The 14,349-nt window shown below is 65.6% G+C and carries 10 protein-coding genes; 4 read left to right on the top strand and 6 right to left on the bottom strand.

Translation table 11 applies throughout. The annotated features are described in order from the left end of the window. Positions 1 to 9: 9 nt before the first annotated feature. Together AWB70_RS31275 and AWB70_RS31270 are read right to left on the bottom strand one after the other, a co-directional pair. Positions 10 to 3,459: an ATP-binding protein gene (locus tag AWB70_RS31275; RefSeq protein ID WP_053568732.1), complete on the bottom strand. Its 3,450-nt coding sequence runs from the start codon at positions 3,457 to 3,459 to the stop codon at positions 10 to 12. A gap of 4 nt (positions 3,460 to 3,463) precedes the next feature. After that, positions 3,464 to 4,720: a metallophosphoesterase family protein gene (locus AWB70_RS31270; protein ID WP_053568749.1), complete on the bottom strand. Its 1,257-nt coding sequence runs from the start codon at positions 4,718 to 4,720 to the stop codon at positions 3,464 to 3,466. A gap of 173 nt (positions 4,721 to 4,893) precedes the next feature. On the opposite strand from AWB70_RS31270, the gene AWB70_RS31265 reads away from it, so the two are divergent. Further along, the gene (locus AWB70_RS31265) at positions 4,894 to 5,160 is read left to right on the top strand and encodes a hypothetical protein (RefSeq protein WP_053568733.1); all 267 of its coding nucleotides are present in this window, start codon (positions 4,894 to 4,896) and stop codon (positions 5,158 to 5,160) included. On the opposite strand, the gene rsmA is transcribed toward AWB70_RS31265, so the two are convergent. The 4 genes from rsmA to AWB70_RS31245 form a co-directional block, all read right to left on the bottom strand. Beyond that, a complete protein-coding gene (rsmA, locus tag AWB70_RS31260; RefSeq protein ID WP_053568734.1) occupies positions 5,142 to 5,957 on the bottom strand; it encodes a 16S rRNA (adenine(1518)-N(6)/adenine(1519)-N(6))-dimethyltransferase RsmA in 816 nt (271 codons plus the stop codon). The two genes, AWB70_RS31265 and rsmA, sit on opposite strands and share 19 nt — an antisense overlap. Before the next feature lie 26 nt (positions 5,958 to 5,983). Beyond that, entirely contained in the window at positions 5,984 to 6,970 is a 987-nt protein-coding gene (pdxA, locus tag AWB70_RS31255; protein WP_053568735.1) for a 4-hydroxythreonine-4-phosphate dehydrogenase PdxA, read from the bottom strand. A 4-nt stretch (positions 6,971 to 6,974) separates the two neighbouring features. Next, positions 6,975 to 8,306: a peptidylprolyl isomerase gene (locus AWB70_RS31250; RefSeq protein WP_053568736.1), complete on the bottom strand. Its 1,332-nt coding sequence runs from the start codon at positions 8,304 to 8,306 to the stop codon at positions 6,975 to 6,977. 150 nt (positions 8,307 to 8,456) lie between these two features. After that, positions 8,457 to 10,847, bottom strand: coding sequence for an LPS-assembly protein LptD (locus tag AWB70_RS31245; RefSeq protein ID WP_053568737.1), 2,391 nt, complete (start codon positions 10,845 to 10,847; stop codon positions 8,457 to 8,459). A 205-nt stretch (positions 10,848 to 11,052) separates the two neighbouring features. Here AWB70_RS31245 and AWB70_RS31240 point away from each other — a divergent pair, with 205 nt between their 5' ends. The 3 genes from AWB70_RS31240 to purB all read left to right on the top strand — a co-directional run bounded on the left by AWB70_RS31240 (position 11,053) and on the right by purB (position 14,253). Further along, positions 11,053 to 12,078: an aminoglycoside phosphotransferase family protein gene (locus tag AWB70_RS31240; RefSeq protein WP_053568738.1), complete on the top strand. Its 1,026-nt coding sequence runs from the start codon at positions 11,053 to 11,055 to the stop codon at positions 12,076 to 12,078. Positions 12,079 to 12,084: 6 nt separating this feature from the next. Next, the gene (gene murU, locus AWB70_RS31235; protein ID WP_053568739.1) at positions 12,085 to 12,789 is read left to right on the top strand and encodes an N-acetylmuramate alpha-1-phosphate uridylyltransferase MurU; all 705 of its coding nucleotides are present in this window, start codon (positions 12,085 to 12,087) and stop codon (positions 12,787 to 12,789) included. Between the two features lie 75 nt (positions 12,790 to 12,864). Continuing rightward, complete coding sequence (gene purB / locus AWB70_RS31230) at positions 12,865 to 14,253, top strand: adenylosuccinate lyase (protein WP_053568740.1); 1,389 nt, start codon at positions 12,865 to 12,867, stop codon at positions 14,251 to 14,253. The last annotated feature ends 96 nt before the right edge of the window (positions 14,254 to 14,349 follow it).

The raw sequence follows: 14,349 nt of genomic DNA, 5'->3' as shown, positions 1-14,349 counted from the left end.
CGCCGCTCGTCAGCGCATGTAGCGCACGTTGACCCGCGGCCCGAACACCTCACGAACGATCTCGACCAGATGATCGTGGTGGCTCAGAAAGATTACCTGCGTGCGTTTCGCGATCTGCGCGAGCACGGCGAGGCCGGCGCGCGCGCGGCCATCGTCGAAATTGATGAAGAGATCGTCGGCGACGAACGGCAGCGCCGGGGCCTTCTCGCCATGCTCTTCCAGCGCCGCGAGCCGTAGCGCGAGGTACAACTGGTCGCGCGTGCCTTCGCTCATCCCGGAAATATCGACGTGCTCGCCGCTCGCCCGGATCGCGGACAGCGCCATCGGCTGCCGGTCGTAATCGACGATGAGCCGCGAGAACGTGCCGAGCGTGAGCGTCGAGAAAATCGTGCTCGCGCGCGACAGCATCGGACCCTGCCGGCGCTCGCGATAGCGATCGATGGCCCATTTGAGCAGCGTCGATGCCGTCTCGACCTTCACGAAACGCTCGGCGGCATCGGACATCGCGGCGAGCGCTTCCTGGCGCTTCGCTTCGGCGCGCGCAGCGTTCGCTTCGCCCGAAATGGCATCGAGTTCGCGACGCGCGGCATCGAGCGCGGTGGCCGTCTCGGTCGCGATGCGCACCGACTCTGACAACGCCGCGCCGATGCGCGAAAGCTCCGCCTGCACGTTCACCATGTCCGCGCCCTCCACTTCGGCGACGAGCTCGTCGAGCGTCAGACCGTCGCCGCCCTTGATGAGCGCGGCGCGGGCATCGTCCGCGGCGGCGCTCAGATCGCGCTTTCTCTGCGATTGCGCGATCAACGCCTGAAGCACGTCGGGCGCATCGACGCCGGCCAGATCGTAGAGCGGACGTAGCGTTGCCTTCGCCTCTTCCACGTCGGCGCCGGCTCGCTTCACCTGCTCGCTCGCGGCCGCGTGCGCCTTCCTCAAGCGCTCGCGTTCGGCATGCGCCGCGCATGCGCGTTCGAGGCGCGCCGAGAGCGCCGTCGCCGTCGCTTCGGCATCGAGCGTGGCGAGCGAATCGTCGAGTTCGCGCGCAAGCTGCGACGCATCGGCGGCGAGTGCGTCGAGCGCCGCGCGCATCGCGGCGATCTGGCCGGCGCGCATCGTATCGATCTGCGTCAACTGCTCGCCGATCCGCTTCACGATGTCGATGGCCGCTTCCGCCGCCGACTGCGAATCCGCCGCGTTCGCGAGGCCCGCCTTCGCGATCGCCGCTGACCACTCGCGCTGCCAGCGCTTGAATGCGTCGCGCGCCGCTTTGGCCCCGCTTCGGCGCGCGATGTGTTCGGCTTGCGCTTCGTCGAGTTGCGCGGAAACGTTGCGGTGCGTGACCGCGGCTTCGTCGATCGCGGCGATATGCGCCTCGGCCATGCCGCACAGCGTGTCGAGATCGGCGCGCGCATCGGCGTCTTGCAGATGCCGCGCGAGTTCGTCGCGCCGCGCGGCGGCATCGGCGGAATCGCGCAAGCATTCCTCGGTGCGTGCATCGAGCGCTTGCGCGGCGGTCAGCACTTTCTCGCGCGCTGCGATCCACGACGGCGCATCGTCGAGTGAAATCCCTGCGATCTGCGATTGCTCCGCGAGCGCGCGCCACGCTTCATCGAACTTTTGCAACGCCGATTCGGCTTCGCGCACCGCCTGCTCGCGCCGAACGAGCATCGCATCCTCACTCGCGATGCGCCGCTTCAGCGCGGCGAGCTGGGTCGCGTGTCCGACCGAGCCGAGCTGACGATCGGCGAGGCCATCCGCCGCGTTCATCGCCGTTTCGAAGCCGGGCGCGCTCTGATCGAGCGCAATATCGCCGGATCGGATCGCGCGCCATGCGGCATCGCGCGTCGTGCGTGCATCGCGAACCTGATCGGCGGTGACGACATCGTGCGTTTCGACGAGATCGTCGAGTTCGGTGCGCGTCGCGTGCAGCGTGTCCTGCGCCTCCTGGGCGCGATCGGCGGCGAGCGACAGCCGCGACACGAGTTCCTGACGTTCCGCGCGCAATGCCGCGATGCGCTCCGCCGCAGGCAGCGTCATCGACTTCAATTCGTCGATCGGGCGCGACCATCGTCCGAGCGATGCGAGACCTGCGTCGAGCGTGTGCTGCGCGTCGCGCCTCGCGTCTTCGAGACGCTGCAGCGCCGCGCCCGCGTCGCGATACTTCTGCGCGGCACGCCACGCCGCACGCAGTCCCGGCGGCACTTCGCCGCTCGCGATCGACGCGAGTCTCGCCTTCAGCATGTCGATCTGCGTCGCGCAGTCATCGGCGGCCTGCTGAGCATTGCGCGCGGCGAGTTCGAGTTCGCCGCGTTCGAGCATCAGGCTCGTGACCGTCTGAAGCGCGAGCGCGCCGGGCATCGCGCGGCGTGCGCCCGCTTCGTCCGGCTGCCAGCCAAGCTGCGCGGCGTCGTGCGCAATGTGCCGCACACCCATCTCGACTTCCAGTTCGAGCCGCGCGATATCACTCGCGTGATTCGCGCAGCGCTGCCGCGCGGCGTCGAGCGCACGAACGCGCGATTGCGCGGCCAGGAGGTCTTGCTCGATGTGCACCGCGTTCAGGTCCGCCTGCAACTGGTCCGCCGTTCGGGCATGCAGGTCCAGTGCGGTTTGCGCGGCCGCGAGGCGCGTGAGCGCGCTGTGCAGCGTCGCCTCGGCGTTCGCGGGCAGATCGACGACATCGCCGAGTTCACGCAAATCCGCCGCCTTCTCGCGCCACACGTTCAGATACGGCGCCACACGCCTCACGCGTTCTAGCTTGCCGCGCTGCGCTTCGAGTTCTGCACGGCGAGCGTCCTGCTCGCGGCTCCGCTCCTCGGCCTCCTCGACGGCAACATGCGCGCGACGCCATTGCGCCGTTCTCACGCTCGCCGCCTTGAGTTCGGCGGTGGCTTCGTCGTACTGCTTCAAACCGACGTAATACGCGCGATCGCTCGACTTGCGCTTTGCCCAAAGACGATCGGCTTCGTCCGCGAGACGCTGGCGCACTTCGCCGAGACTGGCAATGCCTGCCGCCGACTGAAACAGCACCTGCCCGACATCGCTCGACGCATCGAGAATCGCCTCTCCGCCACGGCGCAGCGCGTCGTGATCGAGGCAGTACATCTGCTCGAAAAAACCCTTGTCGGCGGCGCCGAGAAAAGCCGCGAGCGCGTCCGCGGGCAACGCGTCGCCGTTGGCCATGGCAAGCGGCGCCTTGCGGCTTTTCGAGCGATGAAACGCCAGGGTCTCGCCGCCCGTTTCGATCGACGCGCCGAGCCGCAAGTCGCTTTGCGGATGCACGAACGCGAGCGGCGAGCTGTGCGGCATGCCGAAAAGCAATTCGGAGATCGCATTGCGGATGGTCGATTTGCCGGCCTCGTTCGGCCCGACGACGAAATGAAAGTCGTGTTCCGCCGCCGGAAACTCGACAGCGTGGTCGGTGAACTTGCCATAGCGGATGAGTTCGAGCGTGCCGATGCGCATTGCCTTACTCCGCGTCCGCAAGCTGCGCGATCAGGCCGGAACGCACGTCGCCCACGAGTTTCGCGAGTTCGCCGTTGCGCACGTGCTCCAGTTCGGGCACGAACTTCTGCAATTCACTCGGCGCCTGCGACGCCAGCGCGATGAGTTTGTCCTTCAGCATGCTCAGGAATTCCGGGTCCGACTCGGCTTCGATCAGCAGGCCGTGCAGATCGGCGAGCGCATCGGCGCGGCCGGTGGCCGGTTCGCCGTGAACGAGCGGCACGGTCGCGATCTTCACTTTTTCCAGCCACAGCCGGTCGTGGCTGATCGCCGCGATCTGCGCGAGCACTTCCGCGCGCAGTTGCGCTTCGAGACCGAAAAGCTCGCCATGCGCGCCGGTCGCGCCGGTGATCGTCACGCGCACGGCATGCGGCACAAGCGACGCCGACGATTCGACCAGCGCTTCGAGCGCACGCCCGACCGCGCGCGCGACGTCGTCGAGCGTGTTCGCCTGCGACGCATCGACGGTGACGGACTCCCAGCGCAGCACATCGATGAAAAGCCGCTCGACACTGACCGTTTCCGCCTCCGACACGGTGACGATCACCGCGCCGCGTCGGCCGGTCTCGCGGATGTTGCGGCCCTGCAGATTGCCCGGAAACACGATCGTCGATGCGTCCTGCCAGATCGCGTAATCGTGCACGTGGCCGAGCGCCCAGTAGTGATATTCCTTTGCGTGGAGTTCGGCGACGGAGCACGGCGCGTAGCTCGCGTGCATCGAGCCGCCTTCGAGCGCGGTATGCAGCACGCCGATATTGAAATAGCCCGCCACGGGCGGCGGATACGCGGTCACGAGATTCGTGGTGACCGCTTTCTCCTTGAAGCTGTGGCCGTGCAGCGCGACCTTCAGCGCGTCGATGCGAAACGTCTGCGGCTTTCTCGTCGAAAACGTGTGGACGTTGTCGGGCAACTGAAGCTGGCTCGTCATTTCGCTTTCGGCGTCGTGATTGCCGAACAGCACGTAGACCGGAATGCCCGCGCGGCGCAGGCGTCCCATCTCGCGGCAGAAGAAGATGCCCGTGTTGTGATCGCGCCAGGTGCCGTCGTAGAGATCGCCGGCGATCACCATGAAATCGACGCGTTCGTCCACCGCCACCGACACGAGCTTCGAGAACGCCTCGCGCGTGGCCTGGCGCAGCATGTCGGCGGGTGCATCCGCGTAGGCGGAAAGGCCGTGCAGCGGGCTGTCGAGATGAATGTCCGCCGCGTGTATGAAGCGCATGCACTGCCTCCCTTTGTGGATGTCTTCGCGCCCCGCATCGATGGGGACGATGATCATATCAGCCGATTCGGACACATCGCGTCCCGGTTTCGGACGACGCTTCGAGACGCGATATGTCCCGCCTCGCCCGCAGAATCCATCGCTCGGAATCAACGCGACACGAGGCCATCACGATGAATGCAACACTCGAACGACCACGGGAACCCGCGGCCACGATCACGAGCCCGTACACGCCGCGGAATGTCGATGCCGCGATCTGGCATCTGGAGCGCGTGCTCTCGGCGGAAGGCGCCAACTCGCTGTTCGGCCAGACTTACTGGCGCACGCGCGTGCGGCAGGTGAGCGCGACGCGCGGCTTGCAGCGCGAGCAGCGCGCGCGACTGGAAAGGCTGATGAAACTGCTCTCGGATGCCGGCTGCGGTCAGGCCTTCGAGCGCTGAATGGCCTGCGCGAGCGCGACGAATTCGGCAACCGGCACTTCCTCGGCGCGGCGCGCGAGATCGAAGCCGAGGGCGTCGAAATCGATCGTGTCGCGGTACGCACTCAGGTTGTTGCGCAAGACCTTGCGGCGTTGCGCGAACGCGGCCTTCACCACGTCGCTGAGCGCGGTTTCATCGACTTCCGGCAACTCGTGCGGCGCAAACGGAATCATGCGCACGATCGCGGAATTCACCTTCGGCGGCGGATTGAACGACTCGGGCGGCACGTCGATCAGCTTGTCCATCACATAGCGGTATTGCAGCATCACCGAAAGACGCCCGTAGTCCTTGCTCGCGGGCTCCGCGATCATGCGCTCGACCACTTCGTCCTGGAGCATGAAATGCTGATCGACGACCTTGTGCGCGAACGTCGTCAGATGGAAAAGCAGCGGGCTCGAAATGTTGTACGGCAGATTGCCGACGATACGCAGCGTCGGCTTGTCGCCGTCGAGCGCGAGCGTGGCGAAGTCGAAATCGAGCGCGTCCGCCGAATGCACGACGAGCCTGTCGCCGAAACGCTTCTGCAGCCGGCCGATCAGGTCGCGGTCCAACTCCACCGCATGCAGCGGCGATTCGGGCGTCGCGAGCCGCTCGATCAGCGGCTCGGTGAGCGCCGCGAGCCCCGGCCCGATTTCCACCATGCGCTCGCCTCGCCGGGGCGCGATGGCATCGACGATGGATTCGATCACGCCTTGATCGACGAGAAAGTTCTGCCCGAAGCGCTTGCGAGCGAAATGGCCTTGGTGTTTGGTCGACATACTGGTTCGGATGAATGCGCGCGCGTTCAGGCGCTGCGCTTGTGGCGCGCCATCGTGACGGCGGCGTCGATCGCGGCGATCATGCTGCCCGGATCGGCGCGGCCCGTGCCCGCGAGATCGAGCGCGGTGCCGTGATCCACCGACGTGCGGATGATCGGCAAACCGAGCGTCACGTTGATGCCTTCGCCGAACGTCGCGTACTTCAGCACGGGCAAGCCCTGATCGTGAAACATCGCGAGTACGCAGTCGGCGTCTTTGAGATAGCGCGGCTGGAACAGCGTATCGGCCGGATACGGACCGGGTGCGTCGATGCCGCGCGCGCGGGCGCGTTCGAGCGCGGGCGTGATGACGTCGATTTCCTCGCGGCCCAGATAGCCGTTTTCGCCCGCGTGCGGATTGAGGCCGGTCACGAGGATGCGCGGCGCCGCAAGACCGAAATGCGCGCGCAGAGCGTGATCGACGATGGTCAGCGTTTCGACGAGCCCGTCGATGCTGAGCGCCGACGACACGTCCTTCAGCGGCAAATGCGTGGTCGCGAGCGCGACGCGCAACGGACGCTCGCCCGTGCCCGCCAGCATCATGACGACGCGCGGGGTGTTCGTGCGCTCGGCGAGATATTCGGTGTGGCCGGTGAAAGGCACGCCGGCATCGTTGATCGTGCTTTTTTGGAGCGGCGCGGTGACGATGGCGTCGAAGCGGCCCGATACCGCGCCGTCGATGGCGGCATCGAGCAGGCCGAGCACATAGCGCCCGTTCGCCGCATTCAGCTTGCCGGCTTGCGCGGGTACGGCGAGCGCGTGATGTTCGATCTCGATTGCCGCGGGCCACGCGCCGCCCGCGCGCGCGGTCAGTAACTCGCGATCGCCGAGCACCGTGAAGTGCGCCGACGGCCAGCGCTCGCGCGCCGCTGCGAGCGCGGCCGCCGTGAGTTCCGGACCGACGCCGCCCGGCTCGCCAGTCGTGATCGCGATGGCGAGCGGTCGGTCGGAAGCGGAACCGGCGGCGGCGCTCATGGTGTTACTGCTGTTGGGCAGCGATGCCCTTGTACTGCACGTAGGCGGTATCGCGCAGTTCGCGCAGCCAGTCCGAATACGCCTGCTCGGCCTTGCGCTGGCCGATCGCCTGACGCGCGATATCCAGTTGCTGCGACGCCGAGCCTTCGGCATCGCGGCGGCCGAGCACCTGAATCAGGTGATAGCCGTACTCGCTGCGCACCGGATCGCTGACGGCGCCGTCCTGGAGATTGTTCATGGCGCGCTCGAATTCGGGCACGGTTTCGCCCGGGCTGATCCAGCCGAGATCGCCGCCCTGCGAGGCCGAACCGTCCTGCGAATACGTGCGCGCGAAGTTGGCGAAGTCGCCGCCGTTCGCGACTTGCTGCTTGATGTCGAGCAGTTTCTGGCGCGCAGACTGTTCCGACATGCCGTCCGACACGCGCAGCAGAATGTGACGCACGTGCGTCTGCACGAGCTTCGGCGCATCGCCCGGCGTGCCCTGGCTCGCGCGGCGATCCACCAGCTTGACGATCTCGAAGCCGCCGTCGGTGCGCAAAAGCGTGGGCACGACCTGGCCTGGCCGCAGCGGCGTGACGGCCGTCACGATGCCCGCCGGCAGCGTGCCCGGCGCGCGGAAGCCGAGATCGCCGCCCTTGCTGGCGTCGGTGTCCTGCGAATTGTCCTTCGCGAGCTTCGCGAAATCGGCGCCGCCTTGCGCCTGCTTCAGCACCGCGTCGGCCTTCGCCTGGACGGCCTGAACCTGGGCTTCGGGGGCGTCGGACGGGAGCTTGAACATGATGTGCTGCAAACGCAGATCGCTCGCATTGCGCGCGCCCGGACCACGCTGGCTCGCAATGTAGTTCGCCACTTCGCCGTCGGACACGGTGACCTTGCTGTCCACTTCCTTCTCGCGCAGCTTGGAGAGCGTGAGTTCCGTGCGCGCGTCGCGCACGAAGGTCGACCAGGGCACGCCCTGTGCCTCGATGCGCGACCGGTAGACGTCGAGCGTCATCTGGTTTTGTTGCGCGAGACGCGAGAGCGTACGGTTGACGGTGGCGTCGTCGATGACGATGCCGTCTTCCTTCGCGCGCTGCAACTGGATGCGTTCGAGCACCATCTGATCGAGCACCTGACGCTGCAACTGGTCCGCGGGCGGCACCGGCGCGTTCTGCTGCTGCAGACGCTTGGCGATGAGCGCCGTGCGCTCTTGCAGTTCGCGCTGCGTGATGACGCCGTCGTTCACGACCGCGACGACGGAATCGGCGAGCTGCGCATTGCGGTTCGACAACGCCTGCGCACCGGCCGGCGAATTCAGGACCAGCGCGGCAGCGAGTGCGCCCGCTGCAATTGCCATCGATCGAAACTTATTCACGTTTGCCACAGATACTCCATCAAATACGGGCTGCACCCGTTCGTGTCCTGCTTGTGTGTGCCGCCGCGCGGCCACCGGCGCGGCGCTCTGCCGCCCCGCGCTGCCTGCCGTGCGCGAACGCCCGGCCCGGCCTCACTCGTAATCGCTGTACCGGGAGAGCGGCGGCGCCGCCGGCGGTGGCGGCTGATAACCCTGCACGCTCGCGCGGAATGCGCTGACGAGCCCGTTATCGACGTTCGACAGGCCCTTGAACGTCAACTGCGCGAGCACGCGCGTGCCCGATGCAGGCTGGCCGGAGGTATTCACGCCGTTCGCGTAACGCTGCATGCCGAAGCCGAACGCCCAGCAGTCGGCATCGTACTGGAAGCCCACGAGCCCGTCGACGAGACGATGGCTCGCGAGATCATAATTTACGCGGCCAACGGCATAGAGGCGATTCGTGAGCGGCCACTCGCCGGACAACAGAATCTGGTTGATCGGCTCGTTTGCGAGCGTGGTCTGGTTCGAACGCGTGTAGCGATAGCCGACGTTGACGACCCTGCGCTCGCCGGGGCTGAACGCGAAACCGATGCTCGAACGCACGAGCTGGTTGTTGTCCACATTATATTGGAACGCAGTTTCCGAAGCGAAACCAGCGCCCAGCTTGATGGCCGCGCCCGCGATCAGGTCCGAGTGCTTCGCCTGGCCCGGCTCCTGGCCCGGCGTAATCGTGACGCGCTGGCTCTGGAAATAATACTGTTGCGCAATGACGAAACGCGCGCGCTCGTCGCCCGTCGCCGGGTTGATAAAGCGCGTCGTCAGGCCGGCGGTGAGGCGGTTCGCGTCGGCGATCCGGTCGTTGCCGACGAACGTGTTCGGCGTGTAGATCTCGGCCAGACCGAAGTCGGCTTCGGCCGTATCGAAGATCGGTGCGAAGTCCTGATTGTGATACGGCGTGTAGACGTAATAGAGCCGCGGCTCCAGCGTCTGGATGTAATCCTGACCGAAAAGCCGCACCGAGCGGTCGAACACGAGCCCCGTATCGAAGCTGATGGTCGGAATCGACTCGGTGAAATTCTTCGGCTGCCCCGTCACCGGCGGCGACGAGCCCGCGACCTGGCTCGTCGCGATGTGGCTCAGGTCGTACGACGCGAAATGCCACTGCACCTTCGGCGTGACGAAATAGCCCGGCGCATTGACTCCGTAGCTCAGGTACGGATTGAAGTACAGCCGGTTGCCGTCGGTCGCGCCTTCGGTGGTGATCGTGAAGCGCGTGGCGTCCGCCTCGAAGCCGTAGTCGAAGCCGCCGACGTTGTACTTGTTGTACTGAACGTTCACCTGCGGCTCGCGCGCGTACGGCGGCGTCGAGGGCTGAAGCGTCTGCCAGCGCTGCTCGCGCGCGAGCACGGACCACGGGCCGTTGTTGTACGTGAGCCCCGCTTCCTGCTGATACAGCAGCTGCGTGCCGTTCAGGAACTGATTCGACGCGTTGCCCAGGTCTTCCGGATATTGATCGTCCGAGACCTTGTTGTAATTGACGTAGCCGCCGAAGCCGCCGCCGAAATTCTGCCGGTGCTGCCAGAAGATCGCATAGCGGTTCGTATGCGTCTCACGGTCGTTCGGCAGATAGTTGACGTCGAGCGAGCCCGAATACGTCGGCGACAGATAGCGGTAATTGCCCTCCATGAGCACGCCGCGGCGCGTCATGATGCGCGGCGTGATGGTCAGATCGCGATTCGGCGCGATATTGAAATAGTACGGGACCGTCAGTTCGACGCCCGTCGTGGAACTGACCGAGAAGGTCGGCGGCAGGAGGCCGCTGCGACGGCCGCTCGTGAGCGGAAACGACAGCCACGGGCTCGCGAACACCGGCACGCCCTGGAAGAACAGCACGCCGTTGTGCGCGATGCCGTCATCGGCGCCGGTATCGAAGTCGAAGGACGTGCCCTTGATGTACCACGCCGGATCGGATTCGCACTGGCACGCGGTGTACGTGCCGTGATCGACGCGCGTGCGCTCGTTGTCGATCATGTCGATGCGCTCGGCGCTGCCCGAGCCGCCCGTCAGGTTGAAGTGGTACTTCGGGTTCGTCATGAACCCTTCGTTGGCCTCGACCTTCAGATGCGCTTCGGGACCGATGAACGATACGCCGTTGTTGATCAGCCTGACATTGCCGAAAGCATCGGCCATGTCCGTATCCTGATCGTAATGCAGCGCGTCGCCCTTGATGACCGTCACCGTGCGCCGGATTTCCGCCGCGCCTTTCGCCGCCATGTCTTCGTCGGACGTGCCCGTGGCCTTGTCGCTCAGCAGGAAGGTCGATGGCTGCTGGCCGCCTTGCAGCGGGCGCTCTTCGAGTTGCGGCGCGAGGCGCAGGCTGCCGGGGCCGTCGAGCGGCTGGGGATACGCGGCGTCGCCCGCGAGCTGGGCATGCGCGAGAGCGGGCATCAGACCCGGAACGGACAGAAGCGCGGCAACGAGCCGCCGCCTGCGTGGCTTGTCGTCGCCTTGGATTTTCGATACGGGAAACTGTCGTGGCGGCATGTATGGGTGGCGGTTCGATCCCGTTCGCGTCCCACGCGCTCGATGTCGCGGAGCAGACAGCCGCGCTCCTGCGCAGCCGAACTTGACGGTCCGTTGCTTAAGCGGTGACGCTCGCAGTCGTCGGGAGCCTGGCGCCAGGCGTGAAACGGATCGCTTAAAAAAGTCGTGGGGTATTATATGGCAAGATGTTTTGCCTCTCGAATTTATGACGCACATTCCTTCCGACGCCCGTTTCGATCAACTCCGCTCGTGGCTTGAAAACATCGCCGGACCGTACCGGCTGAACCTCGCGAGTCTCGCGCCCGCCTCGGCGGACGCCAGCTTTCGCCGCTATTTCCGGCTCGAAAGCGACTCGGAGCATGGCAAGACGCTCATCGCCGTCGATGCGCCGCCGCCGGAAAAATGCCGCGAGTTCGTGCAGGTCGCAGGCTTGCTGGACGCGGCGGGCGTTCATGTGCCGGCAATCCTCGAAGTCGATTTCGAAGCCGGCTTCATGCTCGTGACCGATCTCGGCACGACGACCTACATTTCCGTGCTCGACGAGAAGAACGCGCGCCCGCTGATGCGCGCCGCGATCGACACGCTGATCCGCTTCCAGCAAACCGCGCGCGAAGGCGTGCTGCCGCCGTTCGACGAAGCGTTCCTGCGCCGCGAGATGGAGCTGATGCCCGAGTGGTTCATCGGGCGGCATCTCGGCCGCGACGTCACCGCCGAAGAACGCAAGACGCTCGACGACACGTTCACGCTGCTCGTCGGCAGCGCGCTGAATCAGCCGCAGACGTTCATGCTGCGCGACTTCATGCCCCGCAATCTGATGGTCTGCGAGCCCAATCCGGGCGTGCTGGACTTTCAGGACGCCGTCTACGGCCCGATCACCTACGACATGGCCTCGCTGTTGCGCGACGCGTTCATCAGCTGGGACGAGGAGTTTCAGCTCGACTGCTTCGCGTATTACTGGGAGCGCGCGCGCAAGGCCGGCTTGCCCGTCGATGCGGATTTCGGCGAGTTCTACCGCCAGCTCGAATGGATGGGCCTGCAGCGGCACATCAAAGTGCTGGGACTGTTCGCGCGCATCCACTACCGAGACGGCAAGCCGCGCTATCTCTCCGACTTGCCGCGCTTCATCGGCTATGCGCGCAAGGTCGCAGAGCGCTACGCGCCGCTGTGGCCGTTCGTGCGCCTGCTCGATTCGCTCGAAGGCCGCGCGATCGAAGTCGGCTACACGTTCTGACGGCGCATGAATCAATCGATCAAGACGGCGATGATCTTCGCCGCCGGACGCGGCGAACGCATGCGCCCGCTCACCGATACCTGTCCGAAGCCCCTGCTCCAAGCCGGCGGAAAGCCGCTAATCGTCTGGCAGATCGAGCGGCTGGCGGCGGCGGGCGTCGAGACGATCGTCGTCAATCATGCGTGGCTCGGGGCGCAGATCGAATCCACGCTCGGCGATGGTTCGCGCTGGGGCGTCGCATTGCGCTATTCGCCGGAGTCCGAGGCGCTGGAAACGGCGGGCGGCATCGCGAAGGCGCTGCATCTGATCGGCGATGGCGTGTTCATCGCGGTGAGCGGCGACGTGTTTTGCGATTTCGATTACTCCGCGCTTCGCGACCGCGCGGCCGCCCTGTCGGCGCTCGATGAACCCGGCATGCATCTCGTGATGGTGCCGAACCCGCCATTTCACGCCAAAGGCGACTTCGCCCTGCGCGACGACGGCTCGCTCGCGCTCGATGGCGAGCCGCGCTTCACCTTCGGCAACATCGGTCTTTACGACACGCGCATGTTCCGCGATCTCGCGCCCGGCACGCGCCGCGCGCTCACGCCCTACTATCGCGAAACCATCGCGACCGGGCGTGCGAGCGGCGAACTCTACGGGGGCCGCTGGGAAAACGTCGGCACGCCCGCGCAATTGCAGGCGCTGGACGACGAACTGCGAAGCCGCTGAGCGTCGGGGATTGGGACGCATCCGATGGTAAAATGCGCGGTTCTCCCGTCTTTTCCTTCCGGCTGCGCCTCAATCATGTCCGATATCCGTCCCGATACCCTCTTTGCGCTCACCGCGCTCTCGCCGCTCGACGGCCGCTACGCCGCCAAGACCGAAGCGCTGCGCGACTGGCTTTCCGAAGCAGCGTTCATGCGTCATCGCGTGACGGTCGAGATCCACTGGCTGATCGCGTTGTCGCGCGCGGGCTTCGACGAAGTGCCGCGCTTCTCCGATGCGTCGGAAAAATTCCTGCTCGATCTGGCCGAACGTTTCACCGCGCACGACGCCGCGCGCATCAAGGACATCGAGCGCGTCACCAATCACGACGTCAAGGCCGTCGAATACTGGCTCAAGGAATCGGTCAAGGGCCAGCCGGAACTGGAACGCGCGAGCGAGTTCATCCACTTCGCGTGCACGTCGGAAGACATCAACAACACGTCGCACGGACTGATGCTCGCCGGCGCGCGCGAACGCGTGATCCTGCCCGCGCTGCGCTCGGTGCATGAGCGTCTCGTGAAGCTCGCGCACATGCACGCGGAACAGCCGATGCTCTCGCGCACGCATGGCCAGCCCGCCAGCCCGACGACGCTCGGCAAGGAAATCGCGAACGTGGCGGCGCGTCTGTCGCGCGCGATCGAGCGTGTCGCCAGTGTGCCGCTGCTCGGCAAGATGAACGGCGCGGTCGGCAACTACAACGCACATCTGTCGGCGTATCCGGAGTTCGACTGGGAAGCGTTTTCGAAGGATGTCGTCGAAAATCGCCTGAAGCTGACGTTCAATCCATACACGATCCAGATCGAGCCGCACGATTACATGGCCGAACTGTTCGATGCCGTCGCGCGCGCGAACACCATTCTTCTCGACCTCGACCGCGACGTCTGGGGCTACATCTCGCTCGGCTACTTCAAGCAGAGGACGAAGGCCGGCGAAATCGGCTCGTCGACGATGCCGCACAAGGTCAACCCGATCGACTTCGAAAACTCGGAAGGCAATCTCGGTCTCGCGAACGCGACGCTGCGCCATCTCGCCGACAAGCTGCCGATCTCGCGCTGGCAGCGCGACCTGACGGACTCGACGGTGCTGCGCAATATCGGCGTGGCGTTCGGCTATTCGCTGCTTGCGTACGACGCGCTGATCCGCGGTCTGGACAAGCTCGAAGTGAACGCGGCGCGTCTGAACGAAGACCTCGACAATACGTGGGAAGTGCTCGCCGAGCCGGTGCAGACCGTGATGCGCCGTTACGGCATCGAGAATCCGTACGAGCAGTTGAAGGAACTGACGCGCGGCAAGGGCATCACGCGTGAGGCACTGCAGACGTTCATCGGCGGACTGGCGATTCCCGCCGAGGCGAAGAAACTGCTGCTGGAGATGACGCCGGCGTCGTATATCGGCAAGGCGGTCGAGCTGGCGAAACGCATCGCCTAAGTTGAAAAGCCCCGGAAATCTGAACTGACCCCGCAAAGTTGGACAGTTTTGGGCTAGGCCGCTAAGGGCTGAGTTCTGTACATCACAGGACTCAGC

The organism is Caballeronia cordobensis (assembly GCF_001544575.2).
GTDB lineage: Bacteria > Pseudomonadota > Gammaproteobacteria > Burkholderiales > Burkholderiaceae > Caballeronia > Caballeronia cordobensis.
This window is presented reverse-complemented; position numbering and strand designations above follow the sequence as displayed.